Below are 20,313 nucleotides of genomic sequence, written 5' to 3'. Positions count from 1 at the left end.
TTGCAAAGGGGATTGCAATCAGGATCAACGTAGTTAATCCTTTATAAAGCCGCAGGCTTTCAGAATTGTATAGCAATACAAAACGAAGTAGCTCTGTATTAGTTGCTATTAACAACACTCAGGACGATAATTCTCATCATTATTTGCAACATTCTATACCCGGCACCGTCTTTGTAATTATTAGTGAATTATTAATTATAAGAAACAGCGTAAAATGCAAAGATTAAATTATAAGGGTTTAATGGTTTTTATTATTTGCCATTCATTTATTCTGGGATGTACTGAAAATACCAGCAACAAAACCAATTCCAAAAAAGAAGTTGCCATTAATAACCTGGCAAAAAATGACAGCACGGTTTATGCAGTGGAAGATGCTATGAATTTAAATGGTCTGAATGGCCTAAGCGTGGCTGTTATTGAAAATTATCAGGTAGTTTGGACCGCAGCATGGGGCATTAAAGATGTAGTGTCTAAGGAGCTGATTGATGATAGTACTGCTTATTCAACTGCCTCTATAGCCAAACCAGTAACGGCTACCTTGTTTGCCATCCTAGAAGAGCAAGGGCTCATTAGCTTAAAAGACCCGGTTTCTAACTATCTCAAACGCTGGACATTGCCTGAAAGCGAATTTTTAAAGGACACTGAAATCACCTTCGAACATTTACTAAGTCATACCGCAGGAACTTCACAGCATGGATTCACAGATTTTTATGAAGGGGATACTATACCTACAATTGTACAAAGCTTAAAAGGCCAAATCCCTGGATATGACTCGGAAATTGAGATAAAATGGAAACCGGGTACTCATTGGAGCTATAGTGGCGGGGGGTATGTGATTGCTCAAATGGCTGTAGAAGACAGCTTGGGAATACCTTTGGCTGATTTGGCAGATAAATACCTGTTTAAACCTCTTGGCTTAAGAAATACCACTATGAAGCAGCCTAATGAACCTGGGTTTCTTGCTAATGTAGCTAAAGCCCATGATGAAAATGGCCAAATAGTTGGAAACGGTTTGCCAATCACCCCGCAAATAGCGGCTTCAGGATTGTGGTCTACCCCCTCAGATATGGCAACTTTTGTCATTGAAATGCAAAATGCCCTAAGAAATAAAAACAATACAGTTATATCTAACAAAGTAGCAAAAAGAGTGACCGCTATTGTTACTTCCAAAGTCTTGGGGGGTTGGAGTTTAGGCTGGGAAAGAAGATATGGCTTTGGCAATTATGATTGGTTTTCTCATGGCGGAGCCAATACCGGTATTGGCGGTCATATATACGGGACAATGGAAGGAGGTAACGGAATAGCCTTATTGGGAAATGGCTCCAATACTAATAGAATCCCAGTATTAGATCAGTTAAGAAACAGTATTATAAAAACGCATCAATGGTATAAACCAATAGACAAATCACTTCAAAAGCCTTTAACAAGTGAATTAATTCAACTGATCACGGGTAAATACACTCATATCCTCTTTGGGGAAGAAATAGAATTAGTTGTTAGGGATAAAAAATTGTACATAAAAGGATTTATTGGTAATGGTACAAACGAACTTACCTATATCGGAGATAATATTTTTATAATTGATGGATCGCCTTCGAAAATGAGATTCGTAAATAATGAACTTGAAGATTCACTGGATATTTTCCTGCTAAGAAATAATACCAATGAAAAAGTAAAGGCGTTTAGTAAAAAATAAACGCCTCCCACTTACATTTAATAAAAATGCAATTCTGAATTTGTGCTTACTACTTTACAAACAATTTCGGTTCGGTAACCTTAATTCCATCTGGCTTGGCAAGAAAATAGTCGGCGATGGTCCTGTAAAGTAAAATATGCTCTTCAACGCCTTCCCAATTCCACAAATCAGTTATTTCATCAGCAGGACTATGTATGCCGCCAAAGGCTATAGGCTCTGCAGTTTTACCGCCCTTTAATCTATTACCCGTCCACAAAGTCAGCGCCGGGATACCTTGCTGTAAAAAGGAAGCCGTATCAAAATTGGTGTTTAAACTATCTACCCAGTCCGGACTTATATAGTACCAGCCCAATGGTTTAAGGATAGTTTCAATTTTATCTACAAAATTTATGCCCTGCCTTGGGAAAATAAAGTAATCTTCTCGTGGTCCTGAAATATTAAACCCATCAATATTTAAACATATGATTATTTCATCGCTTGGGAACAGAGGGTTTTCGATATAAAATTTGCTTCCGTAAAGTCCAAATTCTTCCCCCGCCGTGGCTATAAAAACAAGGTTGTGTTGAGGTGCTTTTTCACTAGCGTAAATACTGGCAATCGCTATTAAAGCTCCCACTCCCAGGGCGTTGTCCTGGGCCCCGTTATAAATTGAGTCGGTCTCTCCTTCTACTTTTTTTATGCCATAGGCATCATAATGTGCAGTAAACACTATAGATTTTTTGGTGGGGGAAGCGGCTTTTACAAAGCCTACCACATTAGTTTCCGGTTCGTCCTGCCCCGGGAATGGAAATTCCTGAAGGTAAGACCCTGGTTCTGCAGACTCAAGGCCAATTGCCTTAAACTGCTTTTCAATATAATTCGCGGCAAGGCGGATGCCTTTACTGCCAGTTCCCCGCCCTTCCAGTTTATCAGAGGCCAGAAACTCTGTATGTTTTTTGACAATTTCATTCGTTTGAGCTATTAGGTACATTGGGAAGAGCAGTACCAGGATATTCCATTTAAGTTTTGTGGTAAGTAATGTCATAAATCCTTGCTTTAGTTTCATATAAGGACTGTGATAATTTAAGATCGTTACAAAATCTTGTAAAGAAGTGTATAAATTCTATTCGAAATCATTAAAATATTTACATATGCCTGTTTAGCATAATTAAATCCAGTATATTTAATATATGACGCGATGGTATTAAGAACAGAGTCAAGTACCTGATGGTCAAATAAATAAAAATTAAAAATTCTAATTAAAAATGACCAGAACAGACTTTTTAAAACAAGCGGGCTTAACAGGAGCTTCTGTTTTAGTACTAAATGGATGTAATCTTTTCGGTTCAAGAGAAGAGGTCATTAATTCTGATTTGGCGGGGACAATTATCAAAAAACCAAAGACCGGAGAAGATATATTGGGATATATCAACAGGGTGAATGGAAAGTTTGATGCTACCCTCTACAAACAAATATTAGGGGCCGCTAATGAATTTAAAGAAGGGGACAAAACCTTAAATATTGCAGCTGTTGATAATAACTCCAGAACCCACGCCAGAGAATTGCTGGCGAATACACGTATAGAAAGCCTCAACAAATATGTCGTTTTCAAGGACGAGCTCCAGGAATTAATTAGGCAATCGGTTGTTCCAAATCAGGATTTAGAACAATGGACATTACAGGAGCTAAAAGAGTTTACCCTATCACAACCAGAGGAAAAGATAAAAGAACTTATGCCCGGCCTTAGCAGTGATACCATTGCCTGCCTGGTTAAACTAATGACCAATGAGGAACTTATCCAAATAGGGCAAAAAGTATTTAATCCATTGCCAAACAGCAAAATAGGCAGCAAAGGTTATATGGGTGCCAGAGTACAACCCAACTCTCCAACCGATAATATAGAAGACATTTCCTGGCAAGTTTTTAATGCCTGGTCTTACGCGGTAGGGGATGTCGTCTTAGGGACCAACCCCGTATCCAGTGAGCCAGCTTCCGTTGCTAAAATTGAAAACGCCCTTTTTGATATTATTACAAGTTTTAATTTAGAAGAAACAATTCCCAATTGTGTTCTCTCACATGTAGACATACAGGCTGAGGTAGAAAAAGAAAATCCCGGATCTACCGGGATCTGGTTTCAAAGTATTGCCGGTACGGTTAAAGCCAACCACACCTTTGATCTGACTATTGAAAAAATGCTCAAGTACGCTGCCCAAAGAGATGGGCAGTACGGATTTTATGCAGAAACGGGTCAAGGTGCAGATTTAACCAACGGCCACGCAGAAGGCTTCGACATGCTTATGCACGAATCCAGAAAATATGGCTTTCTCAGGGTCCTAAAACAAGAGATTAATGCACTTAAAGGGAAGAACAACTCCTGGGTGCATGTAAATGATGTTGCGGGCTTTATTGGCCCCGAAGTATTCAGAACTAAAGAGCAGTTGGTAAGGTGTTGTCTGGAAGACACCGTTATGGGTAAGCTTCACGGATTAACTATTGGTTTAGACATCTGTTCTACTCTGCATATGGATGTTAATTTAGAAGACCTGGATTGGTGTATAGAGCAGGTAATGCCAGCAAATCCGGCCTATTTGATGGCTTTACCTACAAAAAATGATCCTATGCTTAGTTACCTAACCACGGCATTTAATAACCATATTAAGGTAAGGGAGCAATTTGGGTACAAAGTAAATGATGCCATGTGGGAATTCTTTAAAAAACTCGAGGTAATTGATGAGAAAGGTAATCCCACCCAACATTTTGGTGATCCCCTCTGGGTGTATTACAAATTCAAAAAGGCTAAGAATGATCCCAGAACTCTCGAAAATATATACGAAGAAGGAAGACAAGCCCTTGTTCGTGTTGAGAAAAGGGGCGTGCCTATTGCACAAGGATATGGAGAGCATTATTGGGACCTTAAGCCGGAACTGGACCAGCAAGTACATTATTTATACCAGGATGCCAAGGTGAGTTTATGGACAGAAATTAATGATTCATTTGTTCAAAGCATTCCGGCTGCTGTTCCTATTACCACACAATCTGAAAACAGGAAAGACTACGTTTATCATCCCGAATCTGGAGAAGTATTAAGTCCAAAGGATATTGGAAACCTAAAATCGATAAGAAATTCATGGAATGGAAACGCGCCAGATATTCAAATAATAATTTCTGACGGATTAAATGCAAGGGCTTTAATGGATGAAGGGCATATCTTTCCTTTCTTGGAGGGACTCATAAAAACACTTAAAGGCCACAACTTTTCATTGAGCAACAAACATATTGTAATAAAGAACGGGCGCGTAAGGGCTGGCTATGCCTGTGGAGAAGTACTGTTTGGCCAGGATTCAGGAGGATCAAAAAGTCATGCAATAGTGCATATCATTGGGGAAAGGCCGGGATCCGGGCATCACAATTTTTCGGCATATCTAACTGTAGCTCAAACATCTACATGGAATTTAAAAGGCGCGGTAGATCATAATATTTCTAGGGTGGTTTCCGGAATTTCGGACACAGCCCTTACCCCTCAGCAAGCCATATTGGATACATCAAAAATCCTTGGTGAACTTTTCCTAATTAGTGCCGGTGAAGTTATCCGGTCCTGAAAATTAATGACAAAATATTTCTCTTAGAATTTTAAACCGGAATGGGCCCAATTTAATTTAATCAAGTAAGATTTACTGTTTCAAATACTTAAGAAAGCAGTTTTTCAACGCATTTGTTGCATTATAAAATGATTAACCTCTCAGTTCGGTAGTTGGGTAAATAGTTACATTTTAATAGGTTGTCCGGTACTTTCCAATACAGCAAACCAGAAGTCGGCCTCCAGATCTATCTTTTTCCTTTTTGTGACTACTTTAGATATGGGGATATAAACAAAATGATTGTTTACCCTGCCTACTACAAATTTGGTTTTACCAGCCATAGCGCCATGAACGGCCTGATAAGCCAGCCGTGTACAGAAAGTACTGTCGTTAGCATTGGCAGGGGCACTTCTGATGATATAACTTGGGTCTATATATTTTATAGTTGTTTCGATGTCTTTAGCATCAAAATATTCTTTAATCTTTTGCTTTAACAAGAGCCCTATATCTTTATGCAGCACATTGCCGGATGCATCCTTTACCTGCTCGCTATCACTTCCGAACAAATGCTGCCCTGCGCCTTCTGCTACTACAATTACTGCATGATGCTTTGACTTCAGGCGTTTTTCTAGAGCCTCCAAAAAACCATTTTCACCTCCGAGCGTAAAATCCATTTCAGGTACCAATACAAAATTAACGACCGGGACTGCAATGGCGGTAGAAGCAGCAATAAAGCCACTATCTCTGCCCATCAATTTAACAATGGCCATGCCATTATAGGCCCCGGTAGCTTCGTTATGTGCATCTTTGATAATGCGACTGGCAACGTCAAAAGCGGTCTCGAAGCCAAACGATTTATCTATCAGCTCTATGTCATTGTCTATGGTCTTAGGAATGCCTACTACAGAGATGTCCAATCCCCGCTTTTCAATTTCTTCTCCAATCGCATTTGCGCCCTTTAATGTGCCATCACCTCCTATGGTAAATAATATGTCGATGCTATTTTCCTGGAGGGTATCAACCATTTTCGGAACAGATTGAGCTCCCCGGGATGAACCCAATATTGTGCCTCCAAATTCATGTATGTCTTTAACACTATCAGGGGTGAGCTCCTTTAATTGATGCCCATTTTCCAGGCCGAGACCTTCATAACCATAAGGAATCCCTATAATTCTTTTTATCCCATAAAAATAATGTAGCGCCATCACCAGACTCCGGATAACATTATTGATGCCGGGGCAAAGTCCGCCACATGTCACAATAGCAGCAGTGGTGTTTTTTGGATCGAAGTAGATATTTTCCCTGGGCCCCGCCTTTTCAAGGCAGGCAGGAGTTTCTTTGTTATCCAGACATTTATTGAAACCAGCCAGACTTACATCGTGTAGAATTCTGTAGTCTTCTTTGACAAAATTATGGATTTTATCTCCTGTGATCGTACTCAACTTAATGGGGGATGGGATAGAAGCGGTTCCAAGTGATTGAATATCAAAGTCTTTTTCCTTGTTCATAGAAATTGAAGATATGGTTGATTAAGCTAAAAATATAAATTAATTGAATTATAAAATTAAGCTTTCTAAAACGAATAGGGCCCCATTAAGACAAGGTAAATTCCACCGAAAGGTCTCCTTTTGAAAAGTATTCTAAACCAGGTAAATCGTAATTCCCAATCTTTTCGCTAAATTTAATGTTAAGCCAATAAACGCTTTGCTACACTGAATGAAATTATCGCCATTGTCTCTGATATTAGTATGGTTCCTGTGCTTTCCTGAAGTAGGCCTGGCTTATCAATTGGTGAATATCCGGAATTCGGAAAATCGCCCAAACATCATTTTTATACTTACAGACGATCAGAGGTTTGACGCTTTAGGATTTGCGGGTAACAAATATGCCCGTACTCCGGAAATGGACCAGTTGGCCCAGGCAGGAACTTATTTTAGCCATGCTATGGTAACGACGCCTATTTGCGCAGCGAGCAGGGCAAGTATTCTGACAGGGGTTTATGAACGCACACATAGATACGATTTTGGCAATGAAAAGATAAGAGCACTTTATATGAGGAATTCCTATCCGGAAATTCTAAAAAATAATGGGTATTACACTGGTTTTTATGGTAAATACGGAGTCAGGTACACTGATCTTCAAAGTCAATTTCATGAGTACGAATCTTATGATAGAAACGGTAATTTTAAAGATAGAAGGGGATACTATTACAAAACCCTCGGGCAGGATACCGTACATCTTACCAGGTATACCGGGCAAAAGGCTATCGATTTTATTAGTAAAGCAAATCCCAATACACCGTTTTGCCTTTCTCTTAGTTTTAGTGCTCCTCATGCCCATGATAGTGCGGAAAAACAATATTTCTGGCAGGAGGAATCGGATAAATTTCTCCAGGGGGCAACCATACCCCCGCCGGCATCAGGGGAAGCTAAGCACTTTAATGCGCTACCTGAGATTGTACGTAACGGTTTTAACAGGTTACGCTGGACCTGGCGGTATGATACCCCCCAGAAGTACCAGCATAGCTTAAAGGGATATTATCGCATGATATCCGGGATAGACAGGGAAATAGGAAAAATAAGGACAACCTTAAAGAATAAAGGCCTGGATAAGAATACTGTGATCATCATTATGGGAGATAATGGCTATTTTCTTGGGGAACGCCAACTGGCGGGGAAGTGGCTTTTATATGATAATTCTATCAGGGTACCATTGATCATATATGATCCTAGGAATAGAACCGCTAAAAAAAGTGATGCCCTGACATTGAATGTCGACATACCTGTTACCATACTGGATATTGCGGGGGTATCCCCCCCAGAGAGCTGGCAAGGGAAAAGTTTAATGCCTGTAGTCTATAAGCCTGCTTATGAATTTAAACGAGATACGGTGCTGATTGAACACCTTTGGGAATTTAACGACATACCACCGAGTGAGGGATTGCGAACAAAAGACTGGAAATATTTCAGGTATATAAATGACAAGTCATTAGAGGAACTATATCATCTGAAAACTGACCCAAGTGAATCCCGAAATCTGGCTGGGGATCCCAAATTTGCAGGCAAACTACAACAATTCAGAAGTCGTTTAGATGCTATGATAATAGACCATAGTGATAATTTTTCGGAAGGACCTGTGGAACTATCCGTGCAGTTTATTAAGAATAACTCTGATGAGAAGAGGGCTGCATATAGCTGGAAGGCCTCCAGACATTCAACTTCTCAGACTTCCTTTCAGATCCTGGTGGCTTCCACAGAAGAAAATATCAATACCAATATCGGTGATGTTTGGGATAGTGGCCGTGTAGATTCCCCAGAATATAACGAAATTGTTCACAAAGGGGACCTCCTGGCCGGTAAGATATACTATTGGAAGGTACGAATTTGGGATGCACAAAAACGACTTAGTCGTTATTCCGAAAATCATTCATTTAAAATGGGCGGCTAAGGTTGACAGCGAACGGTTAATTATAGTATCTTAATTGCCTTGAAAGGATGCTGAGATGGGTAAATATCTATTTTTTTTTATGAGTTGTTTACTACTGGGTAGTTGTGCCGCCCAAAGCAAGTCTGTTTTGATTGAAGATGTTGAGGAGACCGTCACCATTGAAAATTTAAGATACTACCTCTATTTCCCCGAGGATTATGAAGAGAGGGCAAATGAAAAATTTCCCTTATTGCTATTCTTACATGGGGGAGGAGAGTCTGGAGATAGCCTGGCTACATTAAAATCTAACGGTCCGCCTAAGCTTATTGCAGAAGGGAAGCAGTTCCCATTTCTTATCCTGGCACCTCAAAATCCGCATAAGAAGAAATGGTGGAATACCAGGGCGGTAATGCAATTATTAGATACCGTTATTTCCAATAACCGGGTAGATACAAACCGGGTGTATTTAACCGGCTTAAGCAGGGGAGGAGGCGCTGCCTGGGAACTTGTTGTACAGTATCCGGATAAATTTGCAGCTTTGGCCGTAGTCTGTGGGATGACCCCTTTACCCTACGCTTCCTGGATAAATAAGGAATTGCCCATATGGGTATTTCATGGCACTGAGGACCAATCTGTGCCCTATTCAGAATCAGAAGAAATGGTAAAAAAGCTTAAATCTATGGGCTATCCAGTGAAATTGACCACCTATGAGGGTGTGGGTCATAATTCATGGGTACAGGCATATACCACCCAGGAGTTGTATGATTGGTTGATGCTACAGGAGAAAAAAAAATAAGAACAATAGTAAATACCAGGGGAGTCATTGAAAAATGCGTAAAAAACTCTAATTTTTTGTTTATTTTCAAGGCCCGGGCCGTACATTCAATTAACTTCAAAGTCATATGAAATACTTAAAAATTGTCTTCCTCTTTTTGTGCAGTTTTGCGTTTATAGCAAGCAGCAATGATTTTGCACCCAATCCTGACACAGCACCGGGAATGGCTACTGTAAAAAAGAAGAAACAAAGGAATGTTATTTTTATCCTTACAGATGATCACCGTTTTGATTATATGGGTTTTACCGGAAAAGTTCCCTGGTTAGAAACCCCCAATATGGATAAATTGGCCGCTGAAGGGGCTTATTTACCCAATGCTTTTGTGACTACATCGCTTTGTTCTCCCAGCAGGGCTTCTATTTTAACAGGGCAGTTTTCACACGCACATACCATAGTTGATAACCAGGCACCGGATCCCGGAAACCTGACATACTTTCCCCAACACTTGGAAAAAGCAGGGTATCAGACGGGGTTCTTTGGTAAATGGCATATGGGGAGTCATGGAGATGAACCTCAACCCGGGTTTACCCACTGGGAAAGTTTTCCCGGGCAGGGAGTATATTACAACCCTACTTTAAATATCAACGGGAAGAGAGTGGCTTATAAAGACTCTACCTACATTACAGATCTGCTGACAGAGCATGCCGTAGATTGGCTTGATAAACGGGATAAAGAAAAGCCCTTTTTTATGTATTTGTCACATAAGGCGGTACATGCAGGCTTTCAACCCGCGCGTCGTCATAAGGGGCGTTACAAGGGAAATAAAATAGCATTACCAGCTACCTATGATCAGACTAAGACCGGGAAATACAGAGATTTAAAATGGCCGCAATGGGTGGCAGATCAAAGAATTAGCTGGCATGGGGTAGACTATATGTACCATGATAATAAGGATTTTCACGCCATGGTAGTAGATTATTGCGAGACACTTCTGGGAGTGGATGAAAGTGTGGGTACGGTGATGGACTATTTAGAAAAAGAAGGATTGGATGAATCTACGCTGGTCATCTATATGGGGGATAACGGATTTAGCTGGGGAGAGCACGGACTTATTGATAAGAGGCATTTTTACGAGGAATCCGTAAAAGTACCCTTACTGGTGAGATGTCCTGAATTATTTGAGGGAGGAATACGCCCGGAGCAAATGGTTCAGAATATTGATATTGGGCCAACAGTATTGGCAGAAGCCGGGGTAAAACAACCAGAGAATATGCCAGGAGTCTCCTTTATTCCAATACTTACCGGAGACACCAGCGCACCCTCTCGTAAGGAAATATTTTATGAATACTATTGGGAATATGACTTTCCAATGACCCCTACAGTATTTGGTATGCGCACAGATCAGTATAAATACATGAAATATCAGGGCATTTGGGACAGAAATGAATTATACGATTTAAAAAATGATCCCGATGAGATGTATAACCTTATTGCAGACCCGGATAAACAGGATATAGCTAAGGAAATGAGTACTGCTATCTATGATTGGTTAGAGGAAACTAATGGCATGCAAATTCCATTAAAGCGTACCGTAAAATATCGTTTCGGAGACTATAAACACAAAAATGAACATTAACTAAGATCCTGCCTGGGGAATACTAACCGTACGCGTTTCTTTACCTGAATTATCGAAGAATCTGATTTCTTTAATCCTTTCTCCGGCAGAAATTGTTCTGCTAGATTGTGATTGGAAGCTGTCTCCCCAATAGAATTCTTGCAAGGACATACCCCCGTCTTTAAACACCATTTGGGCCTTTACCTCATTGTTTCTAAGACGTATCACTTCTTGTTTTATAGCTTTAATAGTTTCAAAAACACGCAAGGAATCATTATTCTGGCTTGCTATATATAAGGGGTTTTTATCCTTTCTGTCTAGGGCAACCAGGGCCTTGGCATCACCAGGGACAAAGAAATGTGAATGCTCCAGAGTTTCAGGGCTGAAGCTCTTATTTCCGGTATTTTTTAAAACCAGTCCACTAAAAGCATCTGCTCTTCCTTGTTGAACTTCCATCCCGTAGTCATTACCAACAAGGAGAAGATCTGTAAAGCCATCATTATCCAGATCTGTTGCCAGAGTACCATAAACAGGGGCAAGTTGAGCTTCAACAGGTAGGGCATGCATTTTAAATTTCCCGTTTCCGAGGTTTTCAACCCAGGAGGTTTTCATATAGTTGAATTCATACACCGCTGCGTCATCAAGAAGTCCGTCTGTAAACATTTCGGGTAGGGTGGAGGCGCCAAATTCTCCAAAAGAATTAAATCTTTTCCTTATTTCTGCATATTGCTTTACCACATCCTGCCAGGGATGATAGAGGTATTCGTATTCTACGCCTGTACTGTCTCTGAGATAATAGGAAATCAGGGGGTCTGTCATCCCGTTATTATCCAGATCCTTAGCATATAACCTAACCGGCTTTTCAGCACTTCCCTGAAAATAAATGTTCTGGCCAAAATTCCCGGCTACATAATCCACATCTCCGTCGTTATCAATATCTGCAGCCATCAGGCTGTTCCACCATCCGGATTTATCCTGTATTCCTGTAGATGCTGTAATTTCGTTGAGTTTTCCATTATTGTTTTCGAAAAAGCGCAGTGGCATCCATTCTCCGGCGAGGATTAGGTCTGGCCAAAAGTCATTGTTGAAATCGGTCCAGATGGCATCACTTATCATTCCCGGGCTACTTAAATCCTCTGAAACTTCATTAGTTGCATCAACAAACTTAACCGTACCATCCTTGCTCTCATTCCTTAAAATATACGACCTGTCAGAATTGGGATAGGAAAAGGGGAGGACCCTACTACCTAAAAAGAGATCCAGATCGCCATCTCTGTCATAATCTGCCGCTTTTACAGCGGATGAGTTGTTTTTAAAACCGGGAAGCGCTTCTGTGTTTTCTTCAAAATTACCACTGCCGTCATTTATCATAAGAAGATCGCGGTAGTATTCATGCCCTGTAGGGTACTGAGCGCAACCCCTGGCAATATAAAGATCCAGATCCCCATCATTATCTACATCAAAAAGCAGTGTCCCTGCATCTTCTTCTTCCAGTTCCTCATGTTGTTTGTAGGCTACTTCTTTTTGGACAAAGGATCCGTCTGTTTGCTGCAGGAACCACTTTTCTTTAAAATTTCTACTGGCTGCTACAAACATATCATCCAATCCGTCATTATTAACGTCACCTACAGAGACTGCCGGGCCGTACTGGGAAAATTTATGGGGCAGCGTTCTTTGGAAGTTAAAATCTATAAAATCTATATCCCTGCTTTGATGTTCAAGGCCATATAGCTGAGCAACCTCCTGCATAAGTGCGTTGGCTGCCAGGTCATTGGCATTTAAATCTTTAAGCTTTGCGGGGTCATATTTTATTTCCAGTACCTGGTTGAGTGTAACCTGGTCTATTCGCTGTGTTTTACCTCCGGGCCATGTAACCAGAATGGCATCTGCCTTGTCTAGTTTTCCAAGACCAAAATGCAATACATTTTCCGGTTTGGAAAGATATCCTCTTCCCGATAGGAGCGATTGTTTTATTTTAACGCTATCAGAAATAATAGTTACTTCACTGCCAAATGCATCCGGATTCTGCGCTGATCCATACAATTTAATACGAAGAAAATTAGCTTCAGGCGAAAGTTCCGAGGCCCTGTTCTCCATCAGTAGGGCAGGATCATTAATGTTGTTGATCACCAGATCTAAATCCCCGTCTTTATCCAGGTCGCCATAGGCGGCCCCGTTGGAGTAGGTGCCAAAGTTGAGGCCCCATTCTTCCGTGGCATCCTCAAATGTGAGGTCACCATTATTTCGAAACATAAAATTTGGAATCTTAATCTCGGGGATGGCTGCTATGAGTTTTTCCTTGCTGACCAACCTACTCGCCGTTACCCTGAAATCGCCGAAATCTCTGTCGGTGACATCTTTAGGAAAACCATTGGTAATCAAGAGGTCTTTCCAACCATCATTATCGTAATCCGCAAATAGCGGTGCCCAGCTCCAATCTGTTTCCTGAATGCCTGCGAACATACCCGTTTCGCTAAAAATCGGCAGGTTTGTTTCCGGATTGGTCCCTAAATTCAGCTGAAGGGTATTACGGGTATACTGGTAGTTGTATTTGTACTTTCTGGTAAAAATTTCTTTTTGGTAACTACTGGGACCCTGGAATAATTTTTTTCGCTTGTTGTAGTAGGGCTGCATTTCAGTGGTAAATAGGTCCATTGTACCATCATTGTTGATATCGGTAATATCGCTTCCCATTGAAGAAAGGCTAAAATGTTTAAAGACATCATTAGCTCGGTTACTAAAAGTACCGTCCTGATTATTTATATAGATCAGATCATTACTTAAAAAATCGTTTGCTACATAGATATCCGGCCACCCATCTTCGTTAAAATCGTGTATTAATGTACTATGACTATACCCGTGGTAGCGTATGCCTGCCTGAGTAGTTATATCTGTAAAGACCGGATGAGGCTCACCCTCTTTCCAGGTATTTTCATATAATCTGTCTTTGGAAAGGGAAGTGCCATCGTCTGTTAATGGGCTAAACTGATTGGGATTAATACCTTCAATTCTGTTTACACCAATAAACAGGTCTAAATCACCATCATTATCGTAATCAAAAAACTGGGCATGGGAAGAATAAGTATTATCTGCAATCCCGTAATCTTCGGCCATTTCCTTAAATTCCGGAATTTTATCTTCCTTGTTCCCAAGATTTACATAGAGCAGATTTTTTCTTTTTGTACTATCCTTATAGAAGGTATTACATATATAGATATCTAATAAACCATCCAGGTTAATATCTAGCATAGATACCCCTGAAGACCATAATAGGGAATCTGGTTTACCAATGTTCGAGGATTCGGAAACATCTTTAAATTTTAATTTTCCGAGATTCAGGAATAATTTATTGTCCACCTGGTTACCGGCAAAGAAGATATCGTCTAGCCCGTCTCCATTAACGTCTCCCAGGGCAACTCCAGCACCATTATAGACAAACTCATTGTCTAGTATATTAATAGAGTCGTTTTCAGTTAGCCTATTATTAAAATCCAGGCCAGAATCCTGGCTTAGAATTTTATGAAATAACTGTTTCTTGTCTTTTTCATTATTACATCCTGCTAAAGAGATCATTAGCAGTACTGCAACGGCAACGGCATATCTAATTTTCATTTTTTAAACGGTATTATAAAGCAACGTACAAAAATGCAAGAACCTCGGCAATTTGGCAAATAAAAAAGGCCGCAATATTGCGGCCTTTTAATATAAACAGATAAATATTAGTATCCGGGATTCTGTGTTAATACATCAGCTCCTTGAATATCTATTTGAGGTTGTGGTATTGGCTGGTATTCATTTTTACCTGCCGCAAAGCTGGCACCACCAAACTTAGTTACTAAGAACTGCCCTTCATACTGTAGATAAGCATTTAGAGTTTCAGCAGCAACTCCCCAACGAACCAGGTCGAAGAAACGATGTCCTTCACCAGATAATTCTAATTTTCTTTCGAAACGGACTGCAGTTCGTGCTGAAGCCTGATCTGCGAAAGCAGATGCTGGGTATTCACCAATCACGTAATTAGCTTCATCTAAATCAGTATCGGCATTTTTAACCCAATGCTCTGCCAAACCGGCTCTTGCTCTTACCATATTAACGTAAGTTCTGGCCTGTTCCAATGAACCAGCTTCAATTTCAGCTTCAGCAGCCATTAAAAGAACGTCAGCAAAACGAATAATGGTGTAGTTCATAATAGCATATCCACGCGTCCAGGAACTTCCATCTGTAAAGGAGTTTTCCTGAGACTTGTAATAGATATACTTCTTAGGCGAATAAGGCCCGGCATATGGGAAACTTCTGATCCAGGCAGATCCTGGGTGCTCTATCCAATCCAGGTACTGGATACCCATTCTTCCAATAGAATGATCTATACGAGGATCTAAGTTACCGGCATCTTCAACAAAAGTACCTTCATCATTTCCGTCAACAACAACATGCTTAAAGTTATTGGCAACAGCGTTGGCTGCGTCATTGTAAGAACCGTCTAATAATGGAAGGCCATTAGCATCAGTTCTGAAAGAGTTACCTAATTCTATACTTGGCTGAAAGAATCCACAGCAGTTACCAGGACCATCAGGACCCGTATTGTATGGATAGTTTAAGTCATCAAAATAGTTGGCATTCTGAGTACTACCTGTATTGTTAGCAGATTCCACATCCATAACAGATTCTGCATGGTTGTCGTTTTCCGCATTATAAATAGCAGAATAATCATCGAGTAGGGCGTAGGCTTGTCCGTCTGAAGTAACACCATTGGCAATTACGTCATCGAACATAGTTTTAGCCTGTGCAAATTTCCCCTGGAATAAATAGGCCTTGGCCAGGTATGCACCTGCCGCCCATTTGTTTACCCTACCTGCTCCGTTAACTGCCGGAAGGTTGTCAAATGCAAATTGAAAATCTGCCTCAATTTGTGGCCATACATCCGGAGTGTTAGGAATTGTAATAATGTCTGCAGCTGCAACGGTTTCGTCAAAAACGGGAACGCTGTTAAAATGCTTTTTAAGGTCAAAATAGAAATGACCCCTTAACATTCTAGCCTCGCCTGTTAAACGTGCAGCATCTCCTGCGGTAAGATCATCTGCATTAGCGATTGCCGCCAAAACAGCATTTGATCGGCTAACCCCTTCAAATCTACCTCTCCATAAGTTGTTAAGGTCTCCCTGGGTGGCATCATGCTCAAATCTTTGTACAGGATTAATGGAGCCATAATCTCCCGCATCTGTTCCTTTGTTGGCTTCACCTCCAAGGATAGATCCGGTGATCCAGTGGTTTGGACCTTCAAAACGGTTGCCAAACACCCCATTCAAGGCAGCGTAGGTACCAATTAAAAGACCTTCAATACCATCTTTGGTTCCAACCTGTGCATCCGCTAGGGATCCTGTAGGCGCAATTTCGAGAAATTCGTCGCTACAAGAGACAGTCACCATTAATAGTGCCATCACACAGAGGGTAAGTTTCTTTACTCTACTCATAGTTTTCATAGTTAATTTTTGTTTTAAAGATATAAAAAATTTATACATCATCTTAGTCGGTTAAATATTAAAGACCTATCTCCAGGCTAATTAAATAACTTGGTGTTACAGGATAGTTACCCACATCAATACCAAAATTGGTATCAGGACCAGAAACTACAGGGTCTAAACCGCTGTAATCAGTGATTGTCCAGATGTTGTTAGCGGAAAGCCCTAAGCTAAATTTGCTCATACCCCATTTCTCAACCATGTCGGTGTCAAAATTGTAGATAAATGCCAAACGCTGTAATCTTAAGAAAGATCCGTCTTCTACATACCAAGAGTTCTCTGCAGCACTGGTACTTAGGTTAGATGCACTTTCCCAAATTGGAGCGCCAGCGTTGTTTCCTAACTCCGGTGTCCATGAATTCTTGGCCCTAACTCCTTTGGCAGAACCTTCAAAAGTTCCGAAGAAATCTGTAAACCATTTGGACTGATTCCAAATCTCATTTCCAATAGAAGCATACCAGTACGTTTCAAATTCAAGATTCTTGTAACGTAAGTTGATTGTAGCACCACCAGTATAATCTGGTACAGCACTACCAAGGAATGTTCTGTCGTCAGGAGTAATTGCTCCATCACCATTTACATCCTCATATCTGAAACGTCCAATCCCGGCACCATCCTGAGCAGGAGAACTGTCAACCTCTGCCTGGCTGTTAAAATAACCGGCAACTTTATATCCAAAGAAAGTAGAGATAGACTGCCCTACTGCATTTCTAATTGGGCGGATACCTCTATAAGAACCTCCGTCAAAGAATTCTATACCATCTGCAAGGAAGGTAATTTCATTGGAAAGGAAGGAGTTGTTTAAAGTAAGGGTATAAGATAAATCTTCTGTTATGTTTCCTCTGTTTACAATCTGGAAATCAACACCCTTGTTACTCATACTGGCGATATTTACAGATGGAGCAGAAGCAAAGTTACCTGTTACCCCAGCAAGAGGTACCTGGAACAATAGATCTTCAGTATCTTTTTCCCACCAGTCTAATATGATCTCTAACTTATCGTTAAATAAACCGATATCAAACCCGATATTGGTTGTTGTACTGGTTTCCCACTTTGCATCCGGGTTACCAATTCTACTCTGGGCAAACCCTTCGTTAGCACCACTGTTCTGACCATCTACAGGATAGAAAGTATTTCCTCTGTTAGATGCGAATAAAGAGAACTGGTTATTTGGATCAACGTTGTTAGAGTTACCCATTTGTCCCCAACCACCTCTGATTTTAAAATCGGAGATGATATCCTGGTCTTGCATAAATGGCTCTGCAATAACCCTCCATGCACCTGAAACCGCAGGGAAAGTACCATATCTGTTATTTCCACCAAACCTGGAGGAACCGTCTCTTCTGATTACCCCGGTTACGTAGTATTTTTCATCCCAGTTATAATCCAGTTTACCAAATAAGGAATAGAAGTTAACCCCTTTAAACTGGAAACTGTTTACGTTAGGACTCTGAACCACACTTAAATTCTGGAAATCCAAATCTGTCGAGAAAGGATTGATACCATTACCAGAAACCTGTCTTCCGGCACCAGTATTCAATGCTTCTATACCAGCAAATGCTTTTAATTTATGCTTTCCAAAAAGCTTTTCATAAGTGGCTGTATTAGTAAATGTCCAGGAGAAGTTATAACCACTTCCTTCAGCGAAAGAGTTACTGGCTTCAGGCTCTGAATCACCTAAATATCTAAAGTTATAATTTACAAAGTGGAAGTTACCATAATCCCCACCAAGACTTGTACGCAAGGTTAAACCATCAATTGGTTTAAGTAATAGGTATATATTTCCAAATCCACCAATACTATAAGAAGTATCATCACCCTGGTTACGCTCCAAACGTCTTACCGGGTTACGTGGGTTGTTAAAACCAGCTGCTCTTGTACTTGCATAGCTGCCAAATTCATCAAATACAGGAATAATGGTAGGCATACGATAAGCAGATAGTACTTCAGATTCGTCGTCAGCAACTCCTAGTCCACCGTCTCCACCGGCAAGTCCTAATACTGAACGATACGTCACCTGGAAGTTCTGACCCAATGACAACCATGGGGCAACATCCCATTCCGAGTTGAAACGTGCAGAGTATCTTGTAAAGGACTGAGAGATAACGATACCGTCTTGCTCTTGTCCACTAAATCCGAAATAGAATCTTCCGCGATCTGTACCTCCATTGATACCAACTGTCACCCTGGTTAAAGGAGCAACTCTTGTAATGGCTTTATACCAGTTGGTTCCCGCAAGGTTTGGTCTGATCAGGAATACATTTTCAGGATCGGCATCATATGCTGCTTGTATAGCAGCTAAGTCTACACTTCCTACAACCCCGTTAGCTCCATTGGCATGAAGGTAATCCGGTAGTCTTGGAGTAGGATCTGAGCCATACTGCGGATGCGTATACTGCGGTGTAGTACCAGTGGCTGCCGCATTATTGCGGTAAGCAATATGTGTATACTCTGCCATGTCCTGAGGATTCAACATATCCGGAGAACCAGCTACGTTTGGATCAGTAACACCACTAGATACATTAATATTTATCTGTGTTTTCTTGCTACGTGCACCCTGCTTGGTAGTATATACAACCACCCCGTTCGCAGCTCTTGCACCATATATAGATGCTGCAGCAGCATCTTTCAATACTGTAGTAGTGGCAATATCATCAGGATTAAGGAATTCTGTAGATCCTACAGGAACCCCATCCACTACATATAAAGGAGCATTACCTCCAAAGGCTCCAAATCCACGAACACGAATCTGACTCGTAGTACCTGGCTGACCATTTGTAAGTACGGTAACACCGGCAACCCTACCTTGTAATTGCTGTTCTACGTTACCAGACGGGATCGCGGCCAGTTCCTCAGCTTTCACTATGGAAACGGCGGCAGTGGTCTCACGTTTTGTTTCCGTGGTATACCCTGTTACAATCACCTCGTCTAGTTCTAGACCTTCCTGGAGGGTTACGTTAATAACACTTTCTCCTCCAACTGTTCTTTCCGTCGGCGTGTACCCTGTGTAAGAGAATACCAGTACATCACCAGGATTGGCATTGATAGAATAATTTCCATCAAAATCTGCAGCTACCCCAGTTGTGGTTCCTTTTACCACAACATTGGCTCCTGGAAGCGGTACTCCACCATTATCTGTAATTGTACCGGTAATGGTAGCCTGGAATGCCTCCACTGTTTTGATTTTCTCCCAACTTGTCGTTCCTGCTGCCATCGCATAAGAACCTACAAGACAAAGAAGCATAGAAAAAACCTTGGTGAGACTGGCAATTTGCTTTCTCGAGCAAGGTTTTAACGATTGAGAATCACTTTTTTGAATCATAATCATTTGTTGTTTAGTTAGTTTTAAGTAATTGAGTTTCATAGGGTTAATTAAAAAAGCCCGCAAACGTTTGCGTGCAAATGTTAAAAAAACCTATAAATTTTTGATAATATTAGTAAAATAATATGGAATCAATTAAGATTTCAAATAGTTTTTTTGTTAAATATTTTGGCTCGGGTATTCTTATTTTACTAGGCACGCACTAATTCTTATGCAACTTCTATTATAAAGTATAAGGTGCTTTTCTAGCGGTGCTAATATCTTAAAAAATACCCAACGGAATCCCAGCTTGAAAAAAATTTACGAAATAAAAAAAAATACGACGACAAAATAGCAATATGATAAAATTATACCCAATAAATTATTGATCTTGTAAATAATAATGTGATAGATTGGTAATTTA

General features: G+C 40.6%; 10 protein-coding genes. 5 read left to right on the top strand and 5 right to left on the bottom strand.

The genetic code is table 11. The annotated features are described in order from the left end of the window. The first annotated feature begins 214 nt into the window (after window positions 1–214). Window positions 215–1,696, top strand: a complete 1,482-nt coding sequence (locus tag J1G40_RS05335) for a serine hydrolase domain-containing protein (protein ID WP_265241561.1) — start codon at window positions 215–217, stop codon at window positions 1,694–1,696. Window positions 1,697–1,745: 49 nt separating this feature from the next. Here the strand turns inward: J1G40_RS05335 and J1G40_RS05330 are convergent, their stop codons facing one another. Then, entirely contained in the window at window positions 1,746–2,741 is a 996-nt protein-coding gene (locus J1G40_RS05330) for a M28 family peptidase (RefSeq protein ID WP_265241560.1), read from the bottom strand. Window positions 2,742–2,940: 199 nt separating this feature from the next. Here J1G40_RS05330 and J1G40_RS05325 point away from each other — a divergent pair, with 199 nt between their 5' ends. Continuing rightward, the gene (locus J1G40_RS05325; RefSeq protein ID WP_265241559.1) at window positions 2,941–5,274 is read left to right on the top strand and encodes an ethanolamine ammonia-lyase; all 2,334 of its coding nucleotides are present in this window, start codon (window positions 2,941–2,943) and stop codon (window positions 5,272–5,274) included. A gap of 164 nt (window positions 5,275–5,438) precedes the next feature. Here the strand turns inward: J1G40_RS05325 and J1G40_RS05320 are convergent, their stop codons facing one another. Further along, window positions 5,439–6,761, bottom strand: coding sequence for an ATP-dependent 6-phosphofructokinase (locus J1G40_RS05320; RefSeq protein WP_265241558.1), 1,323 nt, complete (start codon window positions 6,759–6,761; stop codon window positions 5,439–5,441). A gap of 223 nt (window positions 6,762–6,984) precedes the next feature. Here J1G40_RS05320 and J1G40_RS05315 point away from each other — a divergent pair, with 223 nt between their 5' ends. The 3 genes from J1G40_RS05315 (at window position 6,985) to J1G40_RS05305 (ending at window position 11,090) form a co-directional block, all read left to right on the top strand. Continuing rightward, entirely contained in the window at window positions 6,985–8,700 is a 1,716-nt protein-coding gene (locus J1G40_RS05315; RefSeq protein WP_265241557.1) for a sulfatase, read from the top strand. Window positions 8,701–8,779: 79 nt separating this feature from the next. After that, window positions 8,780–9,475, top strand: coding sequence for a prolyl oligopeptidase family serine peptidase (locus tag J1G40_RS05310; RefSeq protein WP_265241556.1), 696 nt, complete (start codon window positions 8,780–8,782; stop codon window positions 9,473–9,475). Between the two features lie 106 nt (window positions 9,476–9,581). Then, window positions 9,582–11,090 (top strand): sulfatase, encoded by a 1,509-nt coding sequence (locus J1G40_RS05305; protein ID WP_265241555.1) that lies wholly within the window; start codon window positions 9,582–9,584, stop codon window positions 11,088–11,090. On the opposite strand, the gene J1G40_RS05300 is transcribed toward J1G40_RS05305, so the two are convergent. The 3 genes from J1G40_RS05300 to J1G40_RS05290 all read right to left on the bottom strand — a co-directional run bounded on the left by J1G40_RS05300 (window position 11,091) and on the right by J1G40_RS05290 (window position 19,910). Next, window positions 11,091–14,681: a VCBS repeat-containing protein gene (locus tag J1G40_RS05300; RefSeq protein WP_265241554.1), complete on the bottom strand. Its 3,591-nt coding sequence runs from the start codon at window positions 14,679–14,681 to the stop codon at window positions 11,091–11,093. It abuts the gene before it with no gap. A 107-nt stretch (window positions 14,682–14,788) separates the two neighbouring features. After that, complete coding sequence (locus J1G40_RS05295; protein ID WP_265241553.1) at window positions 14,789–16,540, bottom strand: RagB/SusD family nutrient uptake outer membrane protein; 1,752 nt, start codon at window positions 16,538–16,540, stop codon at window positions 14,789–14,791. A 67-nt stretch (window positions 16,541–16,607) separates the two neighbouring features. Continuing rightward, window positions 16,608–19,910 carry a SusC/RagA family TonB-linked outer membrane protein gene (locus J1G40_RS05290; protein ID WP_265241552.1) on the bottom strand — a complete coding sequence of 1,101 codons (3,303 nt, stop codon included), beginning with the start codon at window positions 19,908–19,910 and terminating at the stop codon, window positions 16,608–16,610. Between the last annotated feature and the right edge of the window lie 403 nt (window positions 19,911–20,313).

Source organism: Muriicola sp. Z0-33, assembly GCF_026126425.1.
Taxonomy (GTDB): Bacteria; Bacteroidota; Bacteroidia; order Flavobacteriales; family Flavobacteriaceae; genus JAFMPW01.
This window is presented reverse-complemented; position numbering and strand designations above follow the sequence as displayed.

Bases quoted from the DNA above. Each gene is read 5' to 3' on its own strand.
- J1G40_RS05335 (WP_265241561.1), top strand. From the start codon at position 215: ATGCAAAGATTAAATTATAAGGGTTTAATGGTTTTTATTATTTGCCAT.
- J1G40_RS05330 (WP_265241560.1), bottom strand. From the start codon at position 2,741: ATGAAACTAAAGCAAGGATTTATGACATTACTTACCACAAAACTTAAA.
- J1G40_RS05325 (WP_265241559.1), top strand. From the start codon at position 2,941: ATGACCAGAACAGACTTTTTAAAACAAGCGGGCTTAACAGGAGCTTCT.
- J1G40_RS05320 (WP_265241558.1), bottom strand. From the start codon at position 6,761: ATGAACAAGGAAAAAGACTTTGATATTCAATCACTTGGAACCGCTTCT.
- J1G40_RS05310 (WP_265241556.1), top strand. From the start codon at position 8,780: ATGAGTTGTTTACTACTGGGTAGTTGTGCCGCCCAAAGCAAGTCTGTT.
- J1G40_RS05305 (WP_265241555.1), top strand. From the start codon at position 9,582: ATGAAATACTTAAAAATTGTCTTCCTCTTTTTGTGCAGTTTTGCGTTT.
- J1G40_RS05300 (WP_265241554.1), bottom strand. From the start codon at position 14,681: ATGAAAATTAGATATGCCGTTGCCGTTGCAGTACTGCTAATGATCTCT.
- J1G40_RS05295 (WP_265241553.1), bottom strand. From the start codon at position 16,540: ATGAGTAGAGTAAAGAAACTTACCCTCTGTGTGATGGCACTATTAATG.
- J1G40_RS05290 (WP_265241552.1), bottom strand. From the start codon at position 19,910: ATGATTCAAAAAAGTGATTCTCAATCGTTAAAACCTTGCTCGAGAAAG.